Here is a 24,195-nt window from a genome sequence, read left to right as displayed (position 1 = left end):
CGCGTTTGACACGGCTCGCGAGCGCGGCGGATACTCTTGAGCGAATCGAGCACGGCGTCAGGCGAGCGGAACGTGCGGTCGTTCGTCCCAGAACGATTCGTAACGTTCGAACAAGCAAAGCCGCTACGCGCCGCGCGAACCGCACGTGCCAGCCGAAATCCGTCCCTCACTCACCGGGGTGCGCCGTGAAGCCAGCCAAGACAGGTTCCTCACCCGATGTCGGCGCAGGTTCGCGCATCACAGGCCTTGTCGGCGACCTGATGGCTGGCACGGTGTCGATGCTGGTCATGCTCTGCTACGCCATGAGCCTCGGCACCATGGTCTTTAGTGCCGATCTCGCCCGTTTCGCCGAGCTTGGCGTGACGACTGCCTTCATCAGCTGCGTCGTCACCGCACTGGTCATCGCCTTGGCGAGTTCGATGCGCATGAACATTGCCGGACCCGACGGCAACGCAACGGCGTTTCTCGTCGGTGTGGCGGCAGGCGTTGCGAGCAGCGTGCGGGCCGACGGCGGCACGCCTCAGACCCTCCTGTTGACGGTATTGATCGCCATCGCGCTGTGTTCGGTGGTGACGGGCATCATTTTGTTTGCGCTCGGTTCGTCGCGTCGCAGCCGTTCGCTGCAGTTCCTGCCTTACCCGGTCGTAGGCGGCTTCCTCGCCGGTACCGGCTACCTGTTGCTGGCCGGCGCGTTTCGGGTTGTTTCCGGCGAGCCTTTGCACTGGCACACGTTGGCGCGCGTGACGGACCTGAGCGTGCTGATGTGGATACCCGCCGTGCTGGTGTGTACCTTCGCCACGGCATTGACACGCGTCTGGAACAACGCAGCGGCGCTGCCGCTAACCCTCGCGCTCGGCGTCGCGCTGTTCTACGTGATGCTTCTTGCCACCGGCCTGTCGATCGATGACGCCCGAGGCATGGGGCTGCTGCTTCCGCATGTGCCCCGGCACGCGATTGGGATCCCCGAATTGCACCTGCCGGCATCGCTCGCACACGGGGGCGTCGACTGGCATGCAATCGGTGCGCACCTGCCGGAGACGCTCGTGGTCACATCTGTCTCGGCGATCACGATCCTGATGAATTCGACCGCCATTGGCACAGCGACGGGCGAAGACGTCGATCTGAATCGCGAGATGCGCGCGGCCGGTCTCGCCAATATCGCGAGCGGTATGTTGGGAGGAATGATCGGCTACCAGTCGTTCAACCGCTCGATGCTCAATGCACGGGCGGGCGCAACAAGTCGTATCGCGGGCGTATTCGCCTCTCTCGCATGCCTGTTCGTGCTGGCCGTCTCGCCCGATGTGGTCGCGCTGTTCCCGATACCGGTGCTGGTCGGGCTGCAGCTTTTCATGGGCTTGCGTCTGTTGATCCAATGGTTGGTGAGCGCATATGGCAAGCTCAACTGGCATGAGTATCTGCTTATCCCGCTTATCCTGGGTTTCATTGCGTTCTATGGCGTCATCGCGGGCGTGGTGGCGGGCATCATCGCCGCGTGCGTCATGTTTGCGCTGCTATACGGCCGCGTCAGTTGCGTGCGCATGGAGTTCGACGGCACGACGCGTACCTCGAACGTCGAGCGCAGCATCGAGGCGACCGAACGGCTCCGCGAACTCGGCAAACAGATTTGCGGGACTTGCATGCAGGGGTTCCTCTTCTTCGGCACGGCCAATTCGATCCTGCAGCGTGTGCGCGAACGGCTCACCGAGCACGAGTCGGTATCGGTCCGGTTTGTCGTGCTCGACTTCTCGTCGACCAACGGCATGGACGCGTCGGTATCGGTCAGCTTCATCAAGCTCAGGGAGTTGTGCGCGAGGATGAAAGCGGATCTGGTGCTAACCGCGCTGCCGGCGCGCTCGCGCGACCTGCTCGCGAAGACCGGCACACTCAACCTCCGGATTCACGAATTCACCACGCTGGATGCTGGCCTTGAATGGGTGGAGGACATGCTCCTCGCGTCTGATGCACATGCGCTTCCCCGTAGCGAGGAGGATTTCCACGCGATGCTCGCGCCGCATTTCACGGCCTATGCCCTCGACAGCCTGTCAGCCCGTCTGGAGGTACGCGATCTCGGCGCGGGGCAGCCGTTGTTCCGTCAAGGCGAGCCGGGCGATGCGATGTATATCGTTGAACACGGACGTGTGACCGTCTCACTGCCGCTTGCCGGCGGGAGGTCGCTGCGGCTGCGCTCGTTCGGCCCGGGAACGATCGTCGGCGAAATGGCGGTGTACTCGGGGCGGGTGCGCAGCGCAGATGTGCTCGCTGACGGACCCGCGCGTGTCCGGCGTCTGTCGCTCGCAGCATTGAATGCGATCGAGCAGGACGATCCCGTGACCGCGCAGCAAATACATCGCTTCGTCGTCAAGGTCATGACTTCGCGGCTGGCTGTCGCGGACGAGGCCTTGCGCGCGGCCCATGGATAGGTCGCTTCCGATGGCTCCAAGCCGAGCGCCTGCTGGATAGATGTGTGAGTTTTTTCGACAGTTGATCGCAAATTGTGTGTGTTGTGTGAGCAGAGCAATCATTTTAGTCTGCCGCCCACTCACCACGAAAGGCTCTCATCATGACCGACCCGATCCTCGTCAACTCCAGGCCCTACCGGCTGCCGTCAACCCCCACGATCGTGGTTTGCGTCGACGGTTGCGAGCAGGAATACATCAATCAGGCGATCCAGGCAGGCAGCGCGCCGTTTCTTGCGATGCTGGCATCGGAAGGTACCGTCCTCACGGGCGACTGTGTCGTTCCCTCTTTCACAAACCCGAACAACCTCTCCATCGTGACTGGGGCTCCCCCCTCGGTACACGGCATATGCGGCAATTTCTTCTTCGACGAGGAAGCCGGCGCGGAAGTGTTGATGAACGATGTGAAGTACCTTCGCGCGCCGACCATCCTTGCGGCGGTGGCACGCGCAGGCAAGCGCGTCGCGGTCGTCACGGCGAAGGACAAGCTGCGCAGCTTGCTGGGACATGAGTTGCAGGGAATCTGCTTCTCCGCTGAAAGGGCCGATCGCGTGAGCATGGCGGAGCACGGCATTGAAGACATCGTATCGAGAGTCGGCTTGCCGGTACCGGATGTCTATAGCGCCGGGCTTTCCGAATTCGTATTTGCCGCCGGCCTGTCGATCCTGAAAACGGAGCGTCCCGACCTGATGTATCTGTCGACCACCGACTACGTTCAGCACAAGCACGCGCCCGGCACGCCCGAAGCCAACGCGTTCTACGCGATGATGGATAGCTATTTCCAGCGCTACCACGACGAAGGCGCGGTTCTGGCAATCACAGCCGACCATGGCATGAATGCCAAGACAGATGCAATCGGCCGGCCCAATATCGTGTTCCTGCAGGATCGGCTCGATGAGCGCTACGGCACGCAGGCGAGCCGAGTCATTCTGCCGATCACCGATCCGTATGTGGTCCATCACGGTGCGCTGGGTTCCTATGCGACGGTCTATCTGCGCGATCGCGAAACGTGTCCGGAGGTCATGCAATTCCTCGCTGGGATCAACGGAGTCGAAGCGGTACTCACGCGTGCGCAAGCGAGCCAGCGATTTGAACTACCCTCGGACCGGATCGGCGACATTGTCGTGCTGGGCGAGCGGCTCACCGTGCTGGGCAGTTCGAGCGGCGAGCACGATCTTTCGGGATTGACCGTTCCCTTGCGCTCCCATGGTGGAGCTTCCGAGCAGAAGATCCCGCTCATCTTCAACCGCAAGCTCAGCGGTGTCGACGATGCGCGGCGCCTGCGTAATTTCGACGCAATCGACCTCGCCCTCAACTACCTCGCCTGATTTCCCAAACCGGCTGGCGCGACCCGGTTCCGGGTCGCGCACCCCTGAGACAGTCATGCCCTCACCTACGCCTGACGCTGTGCAATACGCCTCACCCTCCAAAGCCGTAACATTCAATCAGTACAAGTGGCGGGCCCTCATCGGTGTCACCTTCTGTTATCTGTTCTATTACACCGGGCGACAGACCCTGGGTTTTGCAGTGGCGGGGATTCAACATGACTTCGGACTATCGAAATACCAGATCGGATGGATAAGCGCTACGATGCTGTGGTGCTATGCGGGGGGGCAGTTCATCAACGGAAATCTCGGCGACAAGATCGGCGGGAAAACAATGATGATTGCCGGTGCCCTCCTGTCACTAGCCGCGAATTGGGTATTCAGTTTTGGTCATAGCTTCCTGTTCTTCCTGGTGGCCTGGGGACTGAACGGATATTTCCAGTCCATGGGCTTCGCGCCGGGCAGTCGCTTGCTCTCGAATTGGTGGGATCAGAAGCATCGCGGCTTCGTCTACGGCATCTATGTCGGCTTCTCCGGATTTTCTTCCGTTCTCGCCTACATACTCCCCGTCCTCATCCTCGGAACCTTGCATTTGCAGTGGATGTGGATTTTTCGCCTTGCTCCGCTATCGATGCTGCTGGGTGCCCTCGTCCTTCTTCTCTTTGTATTGGAACATCCGGAGAAGAAGCGAGGTTCGTCCCTGGGAATTGCGAACATTGAATCATCGCGAGCGGAGCCCGATGACGAACTGACCAGTTGGCAACGATACGCACTCGTGCTCAAGAACTGGCGGGTCTACATCACGGGATGCGCGACCGGATTTATGAATGCAGCGCGGTATGCACTGGTTGTCTGGGTGCCCGTTCATTTTCTGGGTGCAGACTGGAAGACCTCATCGACCCTGATCGACCCGAAGTGGATCACGTTGGCGTTGCCGGTGGGCATGGCGCTCGGCTCGCTGTCGAATAGTTGGATTTCCGACGTGCTGTTCAAGGGGAAGCGCTATCTGGCGATCGTCAGCTACATGGTGCTGGCAGCGACCACGGCGAGCATCATGATGTTCGTTCCGCACGGCAGCATGATCGCGATCGTCCTGCTGTTTCTCTGCGGATTCTTTCTGTTTGGACCCGCGTCGTCGTTCTGGGCCTTGTGTCCTGACCTCTTTGGACGGCGGGCCGCGGGGACGGCCACGGGTGTTCTCAATACCATGTCGTACATTTTCGCGGGCATCGGAGAACCCTTGGTGGGTCACATGATTGACGTCACCGGCCACACGTCAATTATTTTTCCAATCGTCGCGGGCCTTTGTGCTGCAAGTGCGATCATGTCCCTGCTCATCAGACGCTGAGCATCCATTGACCTGTCCGATGAAGTAGCGTGGTGTGATTCGCCGGTCCCGGTCTCATGACGAGCTTCCGGGATCGGCCCGCAAGCGCCATTCGACCTTCCATGGAACGGACAATTGGCGAACGCGTAACGCCAAGTAATATTCATATCTTAAGAATCCCTCCCCGACCGTCAAGCACGGAGCCAAGCCGCCGTTATTAAAGCGAGCATCGTAAAAAACGGTAACCGGGGATGTATTTGAAAACAGCATTGAGAATTTCCCTCGCATCGATCGCTTGCGCGACGTTCCTTGGGGGGTGTGCGACCAACGAGCAGGGCCAACTCGTGGTCGATCCGAACAAAGTGAATCAAGTATTTTCGGGTGCACAGAGTCCGCCCTCCCCACCGCCGCCCGTGGTCGTCGAAGAGGCTTATCAGCCGACTCCAAACGACATCTACATCTCGACCGTGGTCGACCGCGACGTCGTGTTCGTCGGCGGCAATACATATATCTGGGTCGTCGGCCCGGACGGAGCGCGGCACCGGCGCCTCTACGCCCATGGCGACCATCGGAATGAAGTCTTTCATCGCAGGGACGAACTTCACAAGGTGATGATGAATCACGGCGGCCACTTGCCCGATCACACGATAGCCGCGCATGGGCCGATGGCACATCCGGGTGGGCCAGGCCATCCGGGCGCAGTGGCACAGAGCCATCCGATGCCCGGCGCCCGGCCGGTTCCGCATGCCGTTCTCCCGAGCCGGCCTGCCCCTTCGGCCAAGCCGGCGGCGAGGGATCCGAAGAAGTCGTAGAGTCGCCTCTCGACACTTGGCGGGTTCGAGCCGCTTCGCGCACAAGGTTGGCTGCCTGCTCGGATTGCTCGCTATCCTGATGGCGACGCTCGCGCCGACGATCTCGCAGGCGCTCGCCCAGAGTCGTGCAGGAAGGGCTTTATCTGGCTAAACCGCTACGGGCAACTCGGCATCGAAGCACAAATTCCGGTCAATCGGGCAAGTGGCTCTCACGTGGGCGTCCTGCTCGATGCCCACATCTTCTTCGACGATGTGGCGCCCAACAGCATCGGCAAACCGCTCTTCACCTCGACGGACAGGGAGTAAGCCGGCGACCCTGCCGGCGCACCTACGCCGCCGCGGCGGTGCGCGGCGGCGTAGACGCCAGACCCGTTGCCCAAAGATCCGTCTGGGTCGGTTCAGGGTGCTGCTGTGCTAATGCTCACTCGGCCGGAGGGCAGGGTCGCCTCCCCCTTCTCTGCTCGACGCAGACCAGTACGGCTGCCGGTTGTAGTAGCTATACGTCGACTCTCCCCAATTCGCATCAGCCATCGTTGGCCAGTGGTCCTTGTCGAAGCCGGGGTCGTCCTTCAGGCGTTGCGCCGTAATGTCGACGAAGAAGCACTTCTGGTCAGTATCGAGAGTCAGCGCGCTCCACGGAATGGCATGCAGATCAGCCCCCATCCCGAGGAAACCTCCCGCCGACAGCACAGCATACGCGATGCGTCCGTTGCGGACGTCCAGCATGATGTCTGAAATCTTGCCCACGTGTTCGCCGTCCGCTGACATGACCTTGTTCCCATCGAGCGTTGCTGCGGCCATGATGTCCGGCCCCGGTCCTTCGCCGATACCGCCACCGACGATATTGGCTCCCCCTTGGGTGCCGCCTTGCGGGTTGATTGAGCCCATGATTCACCTCCTCAAAAAATGGATGCTCCAATGTTCCGCAAGCAGCATGCCTGAGGCGACAGCGGCACCTCCCTGATTGTGGCGGCACTGCTGTTGGCGCAAAGTGGCGGCTGGCGTGTTACTCGCTGTCTAATAGGACTACGAAAAAGCAGAACGCAAGTGGAACCCTTACATTGACCTGGGGTGAAATCATGGAGATCACCAAGTACGTGAAATCGGATGGTGTGTCGATTGCCTATCGCATCTCGGACGGTGCAGGGCCCACACTGCTCCATATACCCGGCGCCATATCCAACCTCGCGCTTGAGGGGACGATTCCGAATCGCGTTCGATACCTCGAGCAGATGTCAAGGTTCTCTCGCGTTGTCCGATTCGACAAGCGCGCAACCGGTCTCTCGGACCGCAGCGCGGCGCCGCCAACCCTGGCACAGCAGGTCCCTGATGTGGAGGCGGTTCGTCAGGCTTCAGGCGCGGAGCAGGTTGCGCTCCTCGGGCTGTCGCAAGGCGCGGCCGTGGCGATCCTGTATGCGCTGAAGTTTCCCGCTCGCGTGACTCACCTGATTCTTGTGGATGGCGTCTGTTGCGATGCCGGGGATCCCTATTTGCCTATGTCGGAGGAGAATAGGCTCACGGATTGGCCTCGGTTCTTCGGTCTCATGCAGGACGACTTCGAGGCGTTCGCACTCAAGTTCGCCTCGATCTGTTTTCCCGGCGCAGGGGCCGCCGCCCACGAGTCCTTTGCCGAGTTTCTGAAGGCGACGGCCAACCCCTCCGCATTCGAAGCCTTGTGGCGGGGGATCGTGCAGATCGACCTGCGGCCGGTTCTGAAGGATATTGCTTGCCCGACGCTCATCCTGCATGCCCGGGACGACCAGCATCACCCCGTTGCGCACGGGAGATATCTCGCGGAACTCATCCCCCGAGCTCAGTACCTGGAACTCGACACGGCATACCACGTCCCCAGCGTCGACCAGGCAATCTCCGATCAGATGACCACCGCCATCGAGGCGTTTCTTACTGGCAGCATCCACCACACGGCGGAACGTCGCTTCGCGACGCTGCTGTTCACGGACATCGTGGACTCGACCGCGCAGCAGCGCGAGCGCGGGGATCGGGTATGGCGCGCCACACTCGAGGCGCACGAGGCGACGACGCGCCGGCTGGTCGAGCAGTTCGGTGGACGAGTGGTCGCGGTCGAGGGAGACGGCGTGATGGCGGAGTTTTCCGCAGCAGGGGAATCACTGCGCGCCGCCCGCTTGATTGTCGCCGCGGCGCGCGAGCAGAACATCCGGATTCGCGCCGGTCTCCACGCGGGTGAGCTCTACGAAGCAGGCGGCCAGCGGTTCGGCATCTGTATCAGCATCGCCGCGCGCGTAGCGGCGCAGGCGGGTGCTGACGAGATACTCGCCACCGAACTCGTGCAGGGCCTCGTGGAAGGCTCCGATCTGTCGTTCATTCCGCGCGGGGCGTTCGATCTGAAGGCGTCGGACTGCGCCGCCTTGTACAGCTCATGTAGCTCGCGCAGGCGGGTTCGCTCGATCGCCTCGCGAACGCGCACCGGCATCGCGGGAGACGTTCTCCGACACCGTGGTTGCTTTACGAACAGATTACGTTCAATCTGGCGAAGCGTTAATGGGTCAATTTTAGGCGAATCGGGAAAATCCAATGCGCAGAGTATGGATGGGGTTGCTCGCTCTAGTCATGCTTGCCGTCTCCGGGTGCGGCTACAACGCTATCCAGAGTCAGGACGAGCAGGTCAAAGCCGGCTGGTCAGAAGTGCTGAACCAGTACCAGCGTCGTGCCGACCTGGTTCCCAATCTCGTGAATACGGTAAAAGGCTACGCGAGCCAGGAAAAAGAAGTGTTCACCCGCGTGACCGAGGCCCGTGCCCGCGTGGGCTCGGTCCAGGCAAGCCCGGAGCTTCTCGATGACCCGCAAGCGTTCGAGAAATTCGAAGCGGCTCAGGCCCAGTTGACGAGTTCGCTATCAAGATTGCTGGTGGTTTCAGAAAACTATCCGCAATTGAAGTCCGATGCCAATTTCCGCGACTTGCAGGCGCAGCTCGAAGGGACCGAGAACCGCATCGCCGTTGCGAGAAACCGATACATCAAGGCGGTTCAAGACTACAACGTAACAGTGCGCTCGTTTCCGACCAATCTGACGGCGAAAGTCTTCAGCTATAAGGAGAAGCCCAACTTCTCCGTGTCGAACGAAGCCGAGATTGCGCGTCCTCCACAGGTCAATTTCGACGCAGCGCCGGCGCCGGCTAGTGGAGCGACCAATTGAACATCCTGAAAGCGGCGAGCGTTCTGCTGCTCGCGCTCATTGCGTTCTGCCCGTTTGCCGCCAGCGCGGATGTCGCGATTCCGGCGCTGACCGCGCGCGTTACCGACACCACGGGTACGCTCACCAGCGAACAACGCTCCACGCTGGAGCAAACCTTGGAGGCATTCGAGGAGAAAAAGGGGAGCCAAATCTCCGTGCTCATTGTCCCCACCACTCAGCCAGAAACCATCGAGCAATATTCGATCCGGGTTGTCGAACAGTGGAAGCTCGGACGCCAGCGTGTGGACGATGGTGTGCTACTCATCGTCGCGAAAAATGACCGTACCCTGCGCATTGAAGTTGGATATGGCCTGGAAGGGGCACTGAATGACGCAACAAGCAGTCGCATCATCAACGAGATCATTGTCCCGAAATTCAGACAGGGCGATTTTTACGGTGGCATCACCGCTGGCGTCGGCAGGATTATGGACGTTATCAACGGCGAGCCTTTGCCGCCGCCGGACAAACGTGCGGACAGCGACTCGGGACAAGTCCGCGGTTATCTTCCCATCCTCTTCGTGCTGACAATGGTCGCGGGTGGCGTGCTTCGCGCCGTGCTGGGGCGCCTGGCAGGTTCATTCGTGACCGGCGGCGCCATCGCGGTGGTCGCATGGCTGCTGTCTGGAACGCTGTTTGTCGCAATCATCGCTGGCGCGATTGCGCTTGCGTTCACCTTGTTGGGCGGCGGGTTGGGCGCGTACGTCGGGGGTCGTGCCATTGGGGGTTTGGGTGGTGGCCGTTCGAGCCGGACAACCTTCAGGGGCGGTGGAGGTGGGTTTGGTGGCGGTGGAGGTGGGTTTGGCGGTGGCGGCGCGTCGGGCAGGTGGTAGCCCATGGACCCCAATCGCGTCATACGACACCTGTTCATGAGTCGCTGGCACGTGAACGTTGCGTTTCCTCCCCGCACCCTGCAGGCAATTGAGAAAGTGGTTCAGGAAAGCCATCGCGGCCATATCGGCCAGGTTCGCTTCGCAGTCGAGGGTGCGCTTCCCATCGGGGCGCTGCTCAAGAGTGTGGCGGCGAGAGAGCGTGCGATTGACGTCTTTTCAGAGCTGCGGGTCTGGGACACCGAGCACAACAATGGTGTGCTCATCTACCTCCTGCTCGCGGACCGCGATGTGGAAATTGTCGCGGACCGAGGTGTGCACGCCAGGGTGCATGCCGCAGAGTGGGAGTCCATCTGCCAGAGCATGGAGGCAGAGTTCCGGCTCGGCAGGTATGAGGCGGGCGTACTACGCGGCGTAGAACAGGTGACGGAGTTGCTGAAAAGGGACTTTCCGGCCCAGCCGGAAAGGCACAGCGAATTGCCGAGTGAGCCAGCGGTGTTGTGAAATGCCGGTCCTGTCCGCGCTGCGTGGCGGCCTCGCGTTCAAGTGTCAGCGTCAAAGTTCCAGCACGAGCCTTGTGCCTTTCGCGCGCGAGCAGCAGGTCATCATCCGTGTATTGGCTTACCGCTCGCCTTTGGTCAGCACCACATCGCGATGATCGATTTCGCCGGCCAGCACGCGCACCTCGCAGGAACCGCATAGACCTTCTTCACAATCGCTCTGCACGTCGACGTTCGCCTTGCGCAGCGCGGCAAGCAGGGTTTGATCAGCGGGTACCGTCACGACGAGCCCCGAATCCTTCAACTCGACTTCGAAAGCGTGTTCCCTATCCGGATCGAGCGTGCCGATCGTCGATTCAAAATGCTCGACCTTCAGCGCGTCGTCAGGCCAGCCCATGGATGCATGCTGCAGCGCTTCGAGCATGCGCGCCGGACCGCATGCATACACCTGGGTTCCTTCGACGACCTGCAGTGCGCGGAAATCGTTGCGCGTGCCTTCATCCGAGACGTACACCCGCATACGATCGCCGTGAAGCGCGGTGAGCTCGTCGAGCAGAGCCATTGACGCGCGCGTGCGCCCACTGAAATGCACTTCATAGTCGATACCCCGCGCCTTCGCATTTCGGGCCATTGCGCTGATCGGCGTAATACCGATGCCGCCGGCGATGAAGACGAGCTTCTTTGCTGATTCATCGAGCCGAAAGTGATTGCGTGGACCTCGTACACGAAGCAATGCGCCAGTCTTGACGTTGTTGTGGACCCACTCGGAGCCGCCCCGACTTTGGTGCTCTCTGAGCACCGCAATCTCGAACGCGGCCGCGTCGTCCGGATCGCCGCAGAGCGAGTACTGCCGCGAGATGCCTGTGTTGCCGCATTCGACATCGATATGCGAGCCCGGCGTCCAGCGAGGAAGCGGGCGGCCGTCAGGTGAGGCGAGCTTGACGCGAATGATGTCTCCGCCGGCGTAGGTCGCCGATGTGACGACCACGGGACGGCTGATCGCATGCGCAGACGGCTCGCCGATGCGCACAGCAGCCCGAGGCTGAAGCGCCGACGGATCGACACGTTCAGGATTCAGCGCGGGATCCCATTCAACGAACACATGCTCGGGGCCGCGAAACGACGTGTTGGGTACGTAGGTGAAGCGCTGTTCGGCGAGGCGCATATGCGGCAGGCGACGCGTGAACTCCTCCAGGAAAATCTGCATCTCCATGCGCGCGAGATTCTTGCCCATGCACTGATGCGAACCATAGCCGAATGTGAGCTGATCGCTCGCGTTCTCGCGCCGGATGTCGAACAGATCGGCGTCAGCGAACTGATGTTCGTCGTGATTCGCAGACGACATCACGATGAGCAGCTTCGATCCCGCGGGAATGTCGATGCCACCGACGGTGACATCTCTGGTCGCAAGACGACGCCATGCTGCGACCGAGCCATTGTGGCGCAAGCACTCTTCGACTGCATTCGGTATCAGGCTCGGGTCTTCGCAGATATCACGCCACGCCTGTGGATGCTGAAGCAACAGCTTCATCGCGTTCGCAGTGGCATTTGCGGTGGTCTCGTGCGCCGCTACAATGCCGGCCATCATCATTGAATGCAGATACGAGTCGGTGACGACATCGGGCAGTTCCTTCTGCTTGCGAATGCCGTATTGCATCCAGCCTGGACCATCGGGATCCTGGCGCATCTTGTCGAGCACCTTTCCCGCAAACTGCCAGAACTTGCCGACCGCGTGCGCGACTTCGACCTGCTCTTCAGGCTTCGGTCTTCCCCAGGTATTGACCGTGTGTGCGATCGAATACTTGCGCAACGTGTCCATGTCTTCTTCAGGCACACCCAGGAAGTGGAGCGCGACGGTGAGTGGAACCTCCCATAGCATCTGATCGACCAGGTCGGCTTTGCCATCGTCGATGAATCGGTCCACATATTCGCGCGCAAGGTGGCGCACCATCGGCTCGTGATGCATGAGAGCCTCGGGCGTGAACGGATCCATCAGCGCGCGACGGCGCGGCATGTGTGCCGGCTCATCCTCATTCACGAGCGTCCGGTTCATTGCATAGCCGTAGGACGCCAGCACCTCGTTTGCCTCGGGTCCGGTCGGCGTGATCTTCTCGAGGGCGATTGACGGGCTGAATGTCAGGTTGTCACGAAAGATCGCCTTGATGTCCTCGTAGCGCGTCACGACCCAGTAGCCGAGTTTCGGGCTGTAGAAGACCGGCTCCTGCTCGCGCGCCCAGCGCACGTATTCCGGCGGGTCCTGCTGGTAGCCGTCTTCGAACGGATCGAATTCCGCGGCGCGGCGGCTGACCGGGCATCCCGTCGGCGTCGCCGCAATGGCACCGCCCGCGGTGTTGTGGAAGGGGCACGCCGAAGCGCGATCCGGGCTATTGACGTCGCTCATCTATGTCTCCTCACTGCCAATACATTTGCGTAACTATAGTACGCTATGCGTAACTCGCTCATCAGGGTTAACACGTGGGCGTTGACGGACGTCGCCAGCCGCCCGCTAGAATGGACAAATGAAAAAAACTAAAGCGCGAGAAACGATCGAGGAAGGGCTTGCCGGACCGGAACGCGAGCGCCGTCAGCGCGTCCAGTCCGCATCGACCGCCATGGTCGTGCTCAAGGGTCTCGCGGCGATCGGCGGACGCGCGTCGCTGACCGCGCTGGCATCGCATATCGGCGAGAGTCCGGCGAAGGTTCACCGCTATCTGGTGAGCCTGATGGAAGAATCGCTGGTGGCACAGGAGCCGGGCACTCAGCAATACGTGCTGGGAACGGAGTGCCTTGCCATCGGCCTCGCCGCCATGCGGCTCTGCGATCCGATCCGGCTTGCCGAACCGTCATTGCTGCGTCTGAGAGAAAGCCTCGAAGTCACCTGCTTCATTGCTGTAATGGGCAATCGCGGGCCGACGATCGTACGCTTCGAGGAGCCGGGGCTGCCCGTGACGGTGAATGTACGCGCCGGGTCAGTCATGTCGCTGCTGTGGTCGGCGACGGGCCGGCTTTTTCTGGGGCTGCTCGACGAATCCCGCGTTCGGGCACTAGCGGAAGATGAGTTGCTGCATTCGCCCGCTGATCTGCTTGCGCAACTTGACCGCAAGGATCCCATCGGGAAGTTGAGGCATGACGTTCAAGCCGATCAATGTGCGGCTGTCAAGGACACCAACTTGAAAGGAATCAGCGCGGTCGCCGCACCTCTATTTGATTTCAACGGGCGACTGTGTGCGACGCTGACTGCGCTGGGTGCGACGGGAGGATTCGATTCGTCTCTCGATGGAAAGATCGCGGCGGCAGTTCGACAGGAGGCGCAGGCTATCAGCGCCCGGCTCGGGTATGTAGCGGGATCGCAGGCCGTCTGAGCGACGGCGGAACGCGGATGGGCGATAGCCTGTTGACTCGCCCATCTTCATCTCCCTTCGGGTGGCGCCGCGATAGCGCCCGCATTTCCCCTATGTGGAAACATATGACGGATTGCGAGTCCTCCCGCCTTAGTTTCCGTAAATTGAAACAATGGCACGTCCCGCACCGCTCTATGACCTTGTGTCTATAAACGTCTCTGGTGAGCGCGTCGAGAAGGATAGGGCGATGGCCACGGTTGCTCACGGGTGCGCCACCCGACATCCCTGATGACAAGGGTATATACTCCCCCGGGGTATAAGAGGAGCTTGCCATGGGCCACACCATTCAGGACAAACAGAAGCTTCTCAACCGGGTTCGCCGCATCAAGGGGCAGGTCGAAGCCATTGAGCGAGCGCTCGAGGAAGAGCACGGCTGCTCAGACGTCCTGCAGCGCATTACGAGCTGCCGAGGAGCGATGAACGGTCTGCTTGCCGTCGTGCTCGAGGACCACATACGGAATCACCTTGTCGACGTGGATGTTGGCGAGCAGTCAGACGGCAGCGCTACCGAGCAACTCATCGACGTTGTTCACAGCTATTTCAAGTAACTAGAGTTAGCAATGAATGATTTCAAAAACGCCTCCATTGGCGCGGGACATGACCACATCTTTCTTGGTGCTGGTCACGAGCAGAACGAGCGAAAGACGTGGGCCGTGATTGCGCTGTGCAGCGCGATGATGCTGATTGAAATCGTCGGCGGCAGCATGTTCGGGTCGCTTGCTCTCGTTGCCGACGGTCTGCACATGTCGACGCATGCGGGGGCAATGCTGATTGCAGCGCTCGCCTATACCTACGCGCGCAAACATGCCACCGACTCCCGCTTCGTGTTCGGTACAGGCAAACTGGGTGACCTTGCGGGATTCACAAGCGCCATTGTGCTGGCGATGATTGCACTACTTATTGGTTACGAGGCCGTCTCGCGTTTCCTGTCGCCGATACCCATCCACTTCGGCGAGGCGATTCCGATAGCGGTGGTCGGCCTGCTCGTTAACCTGGCAAGCGTCTGGTTGTTGAGCGGTGACCATCACGGCCACAGCCATGGCCACGATCATGGTCATGGACATGGACATGGACATGGACATGGACATGGACATCATCATGACGACCATGCTCACGTAGACGAAGTGCAAAAGATCTTCACCCCATCCGGCGAGTTTGCCGTTTCCATCTTCGAGGATGGTGTGCCGCCCGTTTTCCGAATTGCGCCGGCAACAACGAGCTCGCGACTGAACGCGTCGGTTGTGTCCGTGACAACGATACGACCTGACGGCCAACAACAGCTATTCGTGATGGCGGACCGTGGCGGTTACCTCGAATCGATGGATGCCATTCCTGAGCCACATGCCTTCAAGGCCATCGTGCGGATGCCGGACAGCGAACACGAGGTCGAATTCGAAGAGCCTGAGCACCACGACGACGTGCATCACGTCGCGACTCGTGACCATAACATTCGGTCGGCATATATCCATATGGTGGCAGATGCGGCGGTATCCGTGCTGGCAATCGTGGGTCTCGTATTGGCGCGTACATTCGGATGGATGTGGATGGACCCGCTCGCGGGCGTCATCGGAGCACTGGTGATTGCCAACTGGTCCTACGGATTGATGCGCGACACAGGCGGGATTCTGCTCGACATGACTCCCGACCAGCGGATGGCGGAAAACGTCCGTCATGCCATCGAAGTCGGCGGAGACAGCGTGCTCGATCTGCACGTGTGGCGACTGGGGCCCGGACACATGAGTGCCGTGGTATCCATTGCGACCGATGAGCCGCAGCGCAACCCGGGCTTCTATCACTCGGCTCTCAAGCGCTTCAAGGGGCTGTCGCACGTGACAGTGGAGGTGAACCCGCGTGAAGCGATGGCCTGACCCATGGCAGTCAAGTCGCCATGCATCAGGCAGGCCCTTCGTCAACCTCGGTGACTGACGCCCCTGTGGCGTGAACACTGGTTCAGTTCAAAATTGTCATCTGGACGACTTTAACTACAACCAGTCCGACAGCCAGCAACAGATAGCCACGCAACACGCCCATCCAGACACGCTTGGCCAGCGTCAGATTGGGCGATGGCAGCTGGTCGAGCGGCGGCATGCGCCAGGTGTCGCGCATCTGTTTCAGATCCGGCGCGTCGTCGCGCGCTATGCCATTGAGCGACTCCCGGCGAAGGATGCGAACGCCGAACGTAGCGGCAAAACCGAAGATGGCGAGGAGCGTACCCCCCGCGAGCACTTCAAGAATTGTCTCGCCCGTGATATCCGGGTACATCACCGAAGCAGTCAGGATGATCGACAGCATCACCAGCACCCAGATAACGGCGCCTGTGAAGAGGTTCAGTTTCTTCGAGTTGACCCACGGACCGAGAACGGCCTTGTCGTTACACAGCAGAAGCAAAAATACGGTAGCACTGGGCAGCAACACGCCTGCGAGCGTTTGTACCGCTTCGGTCAGCAGGCCAAGCGGGCTGCCAGGAATGAGCACGAGCGCTGCAGCGGCGGCAATGATACCGAAGTAAACGACATAGAAACCCTTTGCTTCCGACACGGGACGATGCAGCGAGTGCCGAATCTTGAACACGTCCCCGATGGCGTATGCAGTCGCCAGCGACACCGCAGCAGCCCCGATGATGCAGGCGTCAAACAGGGCCACCGCAAAGAGGACGGCTGACGTGCGGCCTGCGTATTTCTCCAGGCCCACCATGACATTCCCCGCGTCCGTGAAATTGCCCAATTCCGGCCTGCCGGCATACAGTGCGGCGCAGAACGACATCATCGCCACTGCGCCAATCAGTACGAAGACAATGCCAATCCACAGGTCAGCCTTCTCGTACTTCATGAAACGCGGGGTGATGCGTTTGTCGACGATGTAGCTCTGCTGGAAGAACAACTGCCAAGGCGCAACCGTGGTGCCGACGATACCGATGACGAGCAGCATCACATCGCTCAGCTTCGAGTGGGCGGGCCAGTTCGGAATGAAGAAATCGTGCGCCATCTGAGCAACCGGCGGGTGAATCGACACCAGTACGGGCACCAGCAGTAGACTAAGAAGACACAACACCACGGCGAAGCGTTCGAAGCGCCTGAAATTTCCCGTACTGACGGCCGCCATTGTCAGCGCCGCAGCAATACAGACCCCGGCAATCTTGGAGACGCCGAAGAATCCGAGCACGAAGGTGATGCCGATGAACTCGGTCACGATGGTTAGTGCGTTGAGAATGAACAGGTCAACGACACTGAATGCACCCCAGAATTTCCCGAAGCGCTCGAAGATGAGGCGCGCATGGCCGACGCCGGTCACGGCACCCAGTCGCAGCACCATTTCCTGGTTGACGAAGAGGACCGGTACCAGCAGCAACATGGTCCACAGCAGTGTGGTCCCGTAGTTCTGCCCCGCCTGCGTGTAAGTGCCGAAGGCGCCTGCATCGTTATCACCCACCATCACGATGAGACCTGGGCCCAGGATGGCCAACAGCGTGCGCAAGCGCGCCCACAAACTGGTACGTGGCCCGGAGTCGTGGTGCGCGATGGTGCCGAAGGCGCCCTTGATGTCGCCGACGTGTGCCGAGTCAATTACGGCGCTACGTGGTAGTGAGATGTTGGCTCGAGTGGACATTTTGCTTTCTTCTCTGAGTCAGGTTTTGAAATGAGAATGCGCACCTGCGGCATACGCAAGGGCGTGAGTCGTCGCACGACGGCGGCGCTTGCGTATGCCGAAAAGAGCGCGGTACTTACGAAATGAGCGTTTTGACGCGCTGCCAGAACGCTGCGAATCCATGGGGTTCGGGCGCATGCAGCGCCAGCATGGCGTCGTAGTGGACGCGCGATTCCTGGACGTGAGGGAGTTGTGACAGAAGGAGTCCGAAGTACATGTTTTTTCTCCGAGCGTTTGGCTAAACGCGGTTCGCGGAAAGCCAGTGGACACGGAGGTCGGGCGCACTACGCGCGCAGCGACAAAGGTCTACTCGCTTTCCTTAGGCAAAGGTAAGAGTGAGTGGCATATGGGATAACTGTCACAGTCCGACATGGCGGCCTCCTTATCGGCGTCTAACGCACGTGTTCATCCACGCGTTCGCCCACGCCAGTGAATTGAAAAGGCGCGAACGAGCGCAGCCGCGAGCTGACGCTCGCGACGCGGTGCCTTACGGACGCAAGTAATCGCTGCGTCCATTTGGCGCGAATTAGGGTGCACGGGGAAAGTGACTACGACGCGCACCGTCTGCCTGCTGGCAAGACGGCGGCTGGGAAAAGGGAGCGCGGACGTCCTGCCGGTCAGGCAGTGAAACTATTCGAAGGTCGACTACTGCAGGTGTCCAAGGCATTAGCCCCTTTGTGAAGACTTTCGGAGTTTAGGCGGCGCTCGAATCTGAAGTCAACATGATTCGTCAAGCAGAGCAAATAAAATTTCCCGACGCCCTTCAGCCTTTCAAATTAATAAAAGTGAAAGGCTAGTGCAAGTGCGGAGACGTTGCTGCGAACGTGAAGCATATTCGTCTGTCCGCAGAGTTTTTCAGGAAATTCGGAGTGCGATGCCTTATTGCTTTTTTTACTTGCGGCTTTTCGCGCGTGCCGAATACAATCCGCCCGTCTCATCGAAAGGAGTCCCTCGTGGACACGAGCTCTAGTAGTGGAAGTCCGTTGCCGGCCCACGCCGGCGACACAATCACGAGTTAGCGACCGCCGGTACACTCCTTCGCCGCTAACTCGCTCTTGTCGGGTTAGCGCGCTTCATCACCGACTGGCTTTCTGCCGCCGGTCTGTCAGTAGCACGCTCCCTCTGTTTAACCGACTTTCGCAAGATCGCTTGCGAGATGCCGTCACGTCTTCGTGTGTCGCCTGACTTCGTCGGGCTAGACGGAAGTGGGCCTATGTTCGTCAAATCATTTGTAACGTCCAAGACCAGATTGCTGATGTCCAGTGGACCCGTCAGCTTGAGTTTCCTGCTGTCCCTCGGCTTCATGCCGCCCGCGCTCGCCCAGACGAGTGGCGAAGCAGGGGCTGCGGCGATGCCGATTGAAGCTTTGCCGTCATCGTCCGCGGCGGGAACCGACCAAGCGGCGAAGGCAGACCCGACGCCGCCCGCGCCGGCCGGCTTCTGGGATCGCTCAAACCTGTTTGGCGATATGGGCGGCGTGCGCCCATGGCTCGGCAACCATGGGGTGACCATCGGACTGCAAGAAACCAGTGAATACCTGAACAATCCGTCGGGCGGCATCAAACGCGGCGGCGCTTACGATGGTCTGGTCCAGCTTGGGATTGGCATCGATATGGAGAAGGCGGCTGGCCTGACGGGCGGAATCTTCAACGTGTCCGCACTGCAGATTCACGGCAGTAGTCTGAGCCAACGCAACCTGCTGACGCTACAAAGTGCGAGCGGTGTCGAAGCCGACGACGCAACGCGGATATGGGAGCTCTGGTATCAGCAGTCCCTACTTGCGCTGTGACGGCAGTTGCATTCGGGCAGAACCCGTCCCAGCCTTTCTTACTGAGCGCTTGCGCCCGTCGTGCTGCTATCATTTCTATCCATCGAACAAAGGGCCATCACTGACGGCTACAGCCCAACATTTCTTGAAAAAGAAGTGAGTGCCGCAGCTTTGTTCCATTCGGGTGCCCACGCCCACGTGTGTTGGTTTTGAGTAACGACAGCAGGCAAACCGATCAGCATGACAAAACCTGAATTTTCTGAGCCCGACAGTGCGCGTCCCGACTTGCTGTGTTACCTCGTTGCGATTGCAGCGGCATCATACGCGCTGACTTATGAATGGCGCGTGGACCATGTTGTTCAATGCTGCCGTCAGTGGTTAATGAAAAACCGACTGAAGATGCACTGGCTCGACCGGATCCGAATGGGCCAACTTGCTCTGAAGATTGCCAGTCAAGACTTGCTGGAAGCCGGAGTCGCGGTTCGGCTGCATAGCGTACAGGCACTGTTCACCAACGAAATGGAACTCAACGGTTCGAGCACGATGGTGCAGAGAATGATGGTGCTTTGTCACGACGCGCTCTAGCTACGTTGGGCGTGCGAGGAGGTATCGGAATCGGTATCGAGTCCGTTAGCCAGCTAGCCAGACACCCCCGGAAGCGCCACTCCGAACGTTTGCATCAGCAAAAACGCATTGAGAGACAGGACGACGACGGCTGCCACAGCGGCCAATAGGGTCGTAAAGGCGCGGTTCTTGCGAACGCCCATGATGTCCTGCCGACAACTGAACCATAGCAATGCAAGCATCGGGACCGGCAAGGCCAGGCTCAAGACGACCTGGCTGATGACGAGCGCATTCGTCGCGTTCACCCCGAGGCTGACGACGACAAAGCTGGGCAACATTGTCACGACTCTTCGCACCCAAAGCGGAATACGAAATCCAACGAAGCCCTGCATGATCATCTGGCCGGCCATCGTGCCCACGACTGAGCTTGATATCCCTGAGGCGATGAGAGCCAGGAGAAAAATGCCCGCGGCCCCGATGCCCAGCAGCGGCGCTAACGTATGGTATGCCGTTTCGATTTCGGCGACCTCGGGGTGCCCTTCGTGGAACGCTCCGGAAGCCATGATGACCATGGCCATATTGATCAGTCCGGCGGTGGCCAATGCGATGACGACCTCGAGGTTGGAATAGGCCAGCAGCGTGGTGCGTTCAGCTTCTGTCTTTGGGAATATTCGACTTTGGGTCAGTCCCGAATGGAGAAACAACGCATGTGGCATGACAGTCGCACCAATAATGCCGACAGCAATAATGAGCGCTTCTGAATTCGGAAGCTGCGGGGAGAACGTATGCACGAAGACTGCTGGCCAGGTAATCGGTACGATGAATAGCTCGGCCAGGTACGACAAGCCAATAACGCCGACCAGTCCCCCAATTGCCAGCTCGAGTGGACGGTAACCGGCGCGCTCAAACAACAGAAGTGCATAGGTCACGAGAGCGGTGATAACCATGCTGACGAACAACGGCATGTGGAACAGCAAGGACAGGCCGATTGCTCCACCCAGAAACTCGGCCAGATCCGTTGCCATGGCGGCCACCTCGCTTATGCCCCACATGGCAAGCACAAGCGGCTTGGGAAAGTGGTCGCGACAAAGCTCTGCGAGGTTTCGCCCGGTGACTATCCCAATCTTCGCTGAGAGCGATTGAAACAGCATGGCTATCAAATTGGCCAGCAGCACCACCCAGAGAAGGGTATAGCCGTACTTCGCGCCAGCCTGAATGTTCGTCGCGAAGTTCCCCGGGTCCATGTAGGCGATCGAGACGACTACAGCCGGGCCGAAAAATGGCAGGAACACCCGGGCGCCTCGGCCTTCGAGCCGCTCCCGCATCGCCGACGTTGTTCGCTCCGTCAGCGTATTGCGCCTATCCTTGGGACTAGCACGGTCGTCCATTGCCACTCCAGCCGGTCACCGGCGGCAAGCACTGAGAGTCAGCAGCCTATCGGCACATTACAACATCAATTGCCGTCGTGTCTCACCGTTCATTCGCGCAGCGCTTCGATCAGCCGTTTTGCGTACGCTGGCAGGTCGTCGAAGCTTCGCAGACAGATTCGCAATTCCCGCGAGGCCCATTCGTCGGTCAGTGCTACGACCCGAATACCGAAAGTCTTGCTGCAACGCTCGGCCGCTCTTTCAGGCAGGATGCTGATGCCCACACGGCGCTCGACCATCTGGCAGATCGCGTCGAAGGGCGTCAGCGCCATCGGGATGGTGCTCATCTCGCGCCATTCGGACAGGCGCATGGAGCGCCGCTGGCACTTGGCGGCGTGCGCGTGGACGGGTGCCGCGATGCTTGCGTTGATTCCGGCCGTGCACACGAACCTCGTGCTATCGCTGCTCGTGCTGAGCGTCGCCACGACCGCAATCTATGCGACGCTCCCGCTTTTCTGGGCGATCTCGTCGACCTATTTCGCCGGCACGAGCGCGGCCGCCGGCAGCCTCGCGCTGATCAACAGCCTCGGGCTGATCGGTGGCTTCGCCAGCCCATCGATCGTCGGTTGGCTGAAGACGGTGACCGGCAGCCTCGCGAGCGGCCTATATGCGATGGCGGCGCTGCTCGCTGCGGGAGCGGTGTGCCTGCTGCTCAGCGTGTCGCGCAAAGCCCTCGACGCAGGCAGCGCTGCGAGGCGCTACAACAAATCCTAACGAGAGCATTAAGCAATGGAATATTTGACTTTGATGTCGGCGCGCGAAGCTGCAGCGGCGATCCGGGCAAAAGAGATCACGTTGCTCGAGCTGGTCGACGCGTGCCTGCGTCGCATCGACGAACGTGAGCCGACGGTCAACGCGTGGGCGTTCATCGATCCTGAGCGTGCGCGTGCCGCAGCGCGGGCCTGTGATGCGGCAGAGCCAAGCGGTCCGCTGCATGGCGTACCGGTCGGAATCAAAGATGTCATCGACACTTGCGACATGCCGACCGAGTACGGTTCGACGATCCACCGCGGACACCGGCCCAGCCGCGATGCGGCCTGCGTGTCGCTGATCCGTCGCGCGGGTGGCATTGTACTGGGCAAGACGGTCAGCACGGAGTTCGCGATGTACCAGCCCAGCAAGACGGTGAATCCGCACAACCCGGGTCACACGCCGGGCGGTTCATCGAGCGGTTCGGCTGCAGCGGTGGCGGACCGGCATGTGCCGCTCGCGCTTGGCACGCAGACCTCGGGTTCGATCATCCGACCTGCCGCCTACTGTGGCGTGATCGGCTATAAGCCGACTGTCGGCACGTTTGCGATCGAGGGGATCAAGGCGCTCGCATCTTCGCTCGATACGCTCGGCGTGCTTTCGCGCAGCCTGGACGATTTGTCGTTGATGTACAACGTTTTCTGCGGCGTGGATTTGGCCGCAGATCCGTTGCCGGCACGCGAGCCAAGGCAGGTAAGACTGGGGTTCTGGCAGCCGCCGTTCGGCGAGCCGAGCCGCGACGCCGACGGCCTGCGCCTTGCGATCACACGGCTCAGGGCAGTCGGGTACGAGGTCGCGCCGGCGGTCATGCCGGATTCGTTCGCGTCGCTCAATGACGTGCACGCAGCGCTGATGGCTTACGAGGTTGCCCGCAACCACCTCTATGAATATGAGCCGGCGCGCCGTGCACAGATGGGCGACAGCACGACCGCCGTCATCGAACAGGGTTGGAACATCTCTTTCGAAGCGTATTTGCGCTGCCGGGAACAGACACGCCAGGCGCAGATCGCCTTCGATCAGATTGCGCAGTCGTTTGACGCGATCCTGGTGCCGTCCGCTACGGGCGAAGCGCCGGCGGGCACAAGCTGGACGGGCGATCCGGTCTTCAATCGTATGTGGTCGCTGCTCGGCACGCCGGCGCTGACGCTCCCAGTCGGCAACGGACCGAACGGGTTGCCGATCGGCGTCCAACTGGTCGGACGGCGGGATAGCGATCGGGTGCTGTTGGACGTAGCGCGGCGCCTTGAGCGGGCGGTATCCGGCTAGGTGGAGATGCGGGCAGGGGTGGAATGGCTTGCAAAGGAGTGCCAAGCCAGACCATGGCGAGGAAACGCTGAAGTACTCAGCCAAAACGTCCCGTAATATAGTCTTCTGTCGCCTGCTTCGCGGGCTTCAGGAAGATTTGATTGGTCTGGCCACGGCTCCAGGGTAAGAGCCTCACCTTCATTGAACCGCGGTGCATCAATCTGCAACCGGAGTCCGCCCATGGAATCTCGCGACAAGGACGAGCCGCTTGAAACCCGACTGGTGCACGTGCGTGGTCGAGTACAAGGCATTGGCTATAGGGAGGCCTGTGTACGCCGCGCGACAGCCCTTGGCGTTTCAGGCTGGGTCCGCAACCGTATGGATGGTTCCGTGGAGGCGATGCTCCAGGGCTCACCGGAGCAACTGGCAGAAATGTGTGCGTGGCTCAGCGAGGGCATGCCCGCGGCGCTTGTCGAGGAACTCGAGGTGACCGACGTGCAGCCACCGTTTGCCCGCTTTGACAGCTTTGAGCGCATGCCCACCCTGTGAGGGCACGCAAAGCATCGAGTTTGGAACATCGCCGGCTTCCTGTATTTCCGGTGCGCTGCGGCCCTCCCAGTGAGCGTAGCCGGCCGAGCGCGCCTCGGAATGCGGCGTTCGTCCGGCGGAGAAACTTCGTCCCGACTCGAGACGCGTCCTCGAATCCCAAGTCCTGCCACCGGTGCAAATACGTCGAAGCCCTCTCCTCCGGCAAGCCTAGTCCCGATTCGCATCAAAACTGCAATCGCACGGCGAGGGCCGCCAAGGTGACAAGCAAGATGGGGAGCGTCAAGACGATACCTGTCTTGAAGTAATAGCCCCATGTGATTGTTACGTTCTTGCGAGCCAGCACATGCAGCCACAGCAGCGTCGCAAGGGACCCGATTGGCGTTATC

At 60.4% G+C, this 24,195-nt stretch carries 20 protein-coding genes and 3 pseudogenes; 16 read left to right on the top strand and 7 right to left on the bottom strand.

Features of this window, described 5'->3' with window-relative positions; all coding sequences use genetic code 11:
* Positions 1–185: 185 nt before the first annotated feature.
* From HV670_RS17630 to HV670_RS17615, 4 genes are all read left to right on the top strand, one after another.
* Entirely contained in the window at positions 186–2,420 is a 2,235-nt protein-coding gene (locus HV670_RS17630; RefSeq protein WP_175106097.1) for a SulP family inorganic anion transporter, read from the top strand.
* Between the two features lie 140 nt (positions 2,421–2,560).
* The gene (gene phnA / locus HV670_RS17625) at positions 2,561–3,784 is read left to right on the top strand and encodes a phosphonoacetate hydrolase (protein ID WP_175106096.1); all 1,224 of its coding nucleotides are present in this window, start codon (positions 2,561–2,563) and stop codon (positions 3,782–3,784) included.
* Between the two features lie 55 nt (positions 3,785–3,839).
* On the top strand, positions 3,840–5,129 hold the full coding sequence (locus HV670_RS17620; protein WP_175106095.1) for an MFS transporter: 1,290 nt from the start codon (positions 3,840–3,842) through the stop codon (positions 5,127–5,129).
* Between the two features lie 248 nt (positions 5,130–5,377).
* The gene (locus HV670_RS17615; protein ID WP_246257613.1) at positions 5,378–5,920 is read left to right on the top strand and encodes a hypothetical protein; all 543 of its coding nucleotides are present in this window, start codon (positions 5,378–5,380) and stop codon (positions 5,918–5,920) included.
* A gap of 414 nt (positions 5,921–6,334) precedes the next feature.
* On the opposite strand, the gene HV670_RS17610 is transcribed toward HV670_RS17615, so the two are convergent.
* On the bottom strand, positions 6,335–6,808 hold the full coding sequence (locus tag HV670_RS17610; RefSeq protein ID WP_175106093.1) for a PRC-barrel domain-containing protein: 474 nt from the start codon (positions 6,806–6,808) through the stop codon (positions 6,335–6,337).
* A 191-nt stretch (positions 6,809–6,999) separates the two neighbouring features.
* Between HV670_RS17610 and HV670_RS31095 the strand changes: the two are divergent.
* From HV670_RS31095 to HV670_RS17595, 4 genes and pseudogenes are all read left to right on the top strand, one after another.
* Positions 7,000–7,770, top strand: a pseudogene (locus HV670_RS31095) (alpha/beta fold hydrolase); the annotation flags it as partial.
* Between the two features lie 703 nt (positions 7,771–8,473).
* The gene (locus HV670_RS17605; protein WP_175106092.1) at positions 8,474–9,094 is read left to right on the top strand and encodes a LemA family protein; all 621 of its coding nucleotides are present in this window, start codon (positions 8,474–8,476) and stop codon (positions 9,092–9,094) included.
* Complete coding sequence (locus HV670_RS17600; protein ID WP_175106091.1) at positions 9,091–9,963, top strand: TPM domain-containing protein; 873 nt, start codon at positions 9,091–9,093, stop codon at positions 9,961–9,963. The genes HV670_RS17605 and HV670_RS17600 overlap by 4 nt, the downstream gene beginning before the upstream one ends.
* 3 nt (positions 9,964–9,966) lie before the next feature.
* Positions 9,967–10,464 carry a TPM domain-containing protein gene (locus tag HV670_RS17595; RefSeq protein ID WP_175106090.1) on the top strand — a complete coding sequence of 166 codons (498 nt, stop codon included), beginning with the start codon at positions 9,967–9,969 and terminating at the stop codon, positions 10,462–10,464.
* Between the two features lie 51 nt (positions 10,465–10,515).
* On the opposite strand, the pseudogene HV670_RS17590 reads toward HV670_RS17595, so the two are convergent.
* A pseudogene (locus HV670_RS17590) lies at positions 10,516–12,861 on the bottom strand (cytochrome P450).
* Positions 12,862–12,979: 118 nt separating this feature from the next.
* On the opposite strand from HV670_RS17590, the gene HV670_RS17585 reads away from it, so the two are divergent.
* From HV670_RS17585 to dmeF, 3 genes are all read left to right on the top strand, one after another.
* Complete coding sequence (locus HV670_RS17585; protein ID WP_175106089.1) at positions 12,980–13,822, top strand: IclR family transcriptional regulator; 843 nt, start codon at positions 12,980–12,982, stop codon at positions 13,820–13,822.
* A 311-nt stretch (positions 13,823–14,133) separates the two neighbouring features.
* Positions 14,134–14,409, top strand: a complete 276-nt coding sequence (locus HV670_RS17580; RefSeq protein WP_175106088.1) for a metal/formaldehyde-sensitive transcriptional repressor — start codon at positions 14,134–14,136, stop codon at positions 14,407–14,409.
* Between the two features lie 12 nt (positions 14,410–14,421).
* A complete protein-coding gene (gene dmeF / locus HV670_RS17575; RefSeq protein WP_175106087.1) occupies positions 14,422–15,729 on the top strand; it encodes a CDF family Co(II)/Ni(II) efflux transporter DmeF in 1,308 nt (435 codons plus the stop codon).
* Between the two features lie 82 nt (positions 15,730–15,811).
* Here dmeF and HV670_RS17570 read toward each other — a convergent pair whose 3' ends face one another.
* Together HV670_RS17570 and HV670_RS17565 are read right to left on the bottom strand one after the other, a co-directional pair.
* Positions 15,812–17,467: an NRAMP family divalent metal transporter gene (locus HV670_RS17570; RefSeq protein ID WP_175106086.1), complete on the bottom strand. Its 1,656-nt coding sequence runs from the start codon at positions 17,465–17,467 to the stop codon at positions 15,812–15,814.
* Positions 17,468–17,582: 115 nt separating this feature from the next.
* Positions 17,583–17,723 carry a hypothetical protein gene (locus tag HV670_RS17565; RefSeq protein ID WP_175106085.1) on the bottom strand — a complete coding sequence of 47 codons (141 nt, stop codon included), beginning with the start codon at positions 17,721–17,723 and terminating at the stop codon, positions 17,583–17,585.
* 996 nt (positions 17,724–18,719) lie between these two features.
* Between HV670_RS17565 and HV670_RS17560 the strand changes: the two are divergent.
* Positions 18,720–19,280, top strand: a pseudogene (locus HV670_RS17560) (carbohydrate porin); the annotation flags it as partial.
* Positions 19,281–19,514: 234 nt separating this feature from the next.
* The gene (locus HV670_RS17555) at positions 19,515–19,859 is read left to right on the top strand and encodes a hypothetical protein (protein ID WP_175106083.1); all 345 of its coding nucleotides are present in this window, start codon (positions 19,515–19,517) and stop codon (positions 19,857–19,859) included.
* A gap of 53 nt (positions 19,860–19,912) precedes the next feature.
* Here the strand turns inward: HV670_RS17555 and HV670_RS17550 are convergent, their stop codons facing one another.
* A complete protein-coding gene (locus HV670_RS17550) occupies positions 19,913–21,226 on the bottom strand; it encodes an Nramp family divalent metal transporter (protein ID WP_175106082.1) in 1,314 nt (437 codons plus the stop codon).
* Between the two features lie 89 nt (positions 21,227–21,315).
* A complete protein-coding gene (locus tag HV670_RS17545; RefSeq protein WP_246257612.1) occupies positions 21,316–21,552 on the bottom strand; it encodes a LysR substrate-binding domain-containing protein in 237 nt (78 codons plus the stop codon).
* Between the two features lie 22 nt (positions 21,553–21,574).
* Here HV670_RS17545 and HV670_RS17540 point away from each other — a divergent pair, with 22 nt between their 5' ends.
* The 3 genes from HV670_RS17540 to HV670_RS17530 all read left to right on the top strand — a co-directional run bounded on the left by HV670_RS17540 (position 21,575) and on the right by HV670_RS17530 (position 23,809).
* Positions 21,575–21,979, top strand: a complete 405-nt coding sequence (locus HV670_RS17540) for an MFS transporter (protein ID WP_175106080.1) — start codon at positions 21,575–21,577, stop codon at positions 21,977–21,979.
* 15 nt (positions 21,980–21,994) lie between these two features.
* A complete protein-coding gene (locus tag HV670_RS17535) occupies positions 21,995–23,281 on the top strand; it encodes an amidase (protein WP_175106079.1) in 1,287 nt (428 codons plus the stop codon).
* A 219-nt stretch (positions 23,282–23,500) separates the two neighbouring features.
* Positions 23,501–23,809 (top strand): acylphosphatase, encoded by a 309-nt coding sequence (locus tag HV670_RS17530; RefSeq protein WP_175106078.1) that lies wholly within the window; start codon positions 23,501–23,503, stop codon positions 23,807–23,809.
* Positions 23,810–24,032: 223 nt separating this feature from the next.
* On the opposite strand, the gene HV670_RS17525 is transcribed toward HV670_RS17530, so the two are convergent.
* On the bottom strand, positions 24,033–24,195 hold a 163-nt coding region (locus tag HV670_RS17525; protein ID WP_281362419.1), incomplete at its 5' end, for an ArsB/NhaD family transporter.

Origin of the sequence: Pararobbsia alpina (assembly GCF_902859895.1) — a bacterium.
Lineage (GTDB): Bacteria > Pseudomonadota > Gammaproteobacteria > Burkholderiales > Burkholderiaceae > Pararobbsia > Pararobbsia alpina.
Note: the sequence above shows the minus strand (reverse complement) of the source record. Positions and strands in the feature narration are given on the sequence as shown.

What these genes read in the sequence shown, in the direction of transcription:
- HV670_RS17620 (WP_175106095.1), top strand. Translation starts at nt 3,840, where the DNA reads ATGCCCTCACCTACGCCTGACGCTGTGCAATACGCCTCACCCTCCAAA.
- HV670_RS17535 (WP_175106079.1), top strand. Translation starts at nt 21,995, where the DNA reads ATGGAATATTTGACTTTGATGTCGGCGCGCGAAGCTGCAGCGGCGATC.
- HV670_RS17605 (WP_175106092.1), top strand. Translation starts at nt 8,474, where the DNA reads ATGCGCAGAGTATGGATGGGGTTGCTCGCTCTAGTCATGCTTGCCGTC.
- HV670_RS17580 (WP_175106088.1), top strand. Translation starts at nt 14,134, where the DNA reads ATGGGCCACACCATTCAGGACAAACAGAAGCTTCTCAACCGGGTTCGC.
- dmeF (WP_175106087.1), top strand. Translation starts at nt 14,422, where the DNA reads ATGAATGATTTCAAAAACGCCTCCATTGGCGCGGGACATGACCACATC.
- HV670_RS17570 (WP_175106086.1), bottom strand. Translation starts at nt 17,467, where the DNA reads ATGTCCACTCGAGCCAACATCTCACTACCACGTAGCGCCGTAATTGAC.
- HV670_RS17530 (WP_175106078.1), top strand. Translation starts at nt 23,501, where the DNA reads ATGGAATCTCGCGACAAGGACGAGCCGCTTGAAACCCGACTGGTGCAC.
- HV670_RS17585 (WP_175106089.1), top strand. Translation starts at nt 12,980, where the DNA reads ATGAAAAAAACTAAAGCGCGAGAAACGATCGAGGAAGGGCTTGCCGGA.
- phnA (WP_175106096.1), top strand. Translation starts at nt 2,561, where the DNA reads ATGACCGACCCGATCCTCGTCAACTCCAGGCCCTACCGGCTGCCGTCA.
- HV670_RS17540 (WP_175106080.1), top strand. Translation starts at nt 21,575, where the DNA reads ATGGAGCGCCGCTGGCACTTGGCGGCGTGCGCGTGGACGGGTGCCGCG.
- HV670_RS17595 (WP_175106090.1), top strand. Translation starts at nt 9,967, where the DNA reads ATGGACCCCAATCGCGTCATACGACACCTGTTCATGAGTCGCTGGCAC.
- HV670_RS17550 (WP_175106082.1), bottom strand. Translation starts at nt 21,226, where the DNA reads ATGGACGACCGTGCTAGTCCCAAGGATAGGCGCAATACGCTGACGGAG.
- HV670_RS17555 (WP_175106083.1), top strand. Translation starts at nt 19,515, where the DNA reads ATGACAAAACCTGAATTTTCTGAGCCCGACAGTGCGCGTCCCGACTTG.
- HV670_RS17565 (WP_175106085.1), bottom strand. Translation starts at nt 17,723, where the DNA reads ATGTACTTCGGACTCCTTCTGTCACAACTCCCTCACGTCCAGGAATCG.
- HV670_RS17545 (WP_246257612.1), bottom strand. Translation starts at nt 21,552, where the DNA reads ATGAGCACCATCCCGATGGCGCTGACGCCCTTCGACGCGATCTGCCAG.
- HV670_RS17610 (WP_175106093.1), bottom strand. Translation starts at nt 6,808, where the DNA reads ATGGGCTCAATCAACCCGCAAGGCGGCACCCAAGGGGGAGCCAATATC.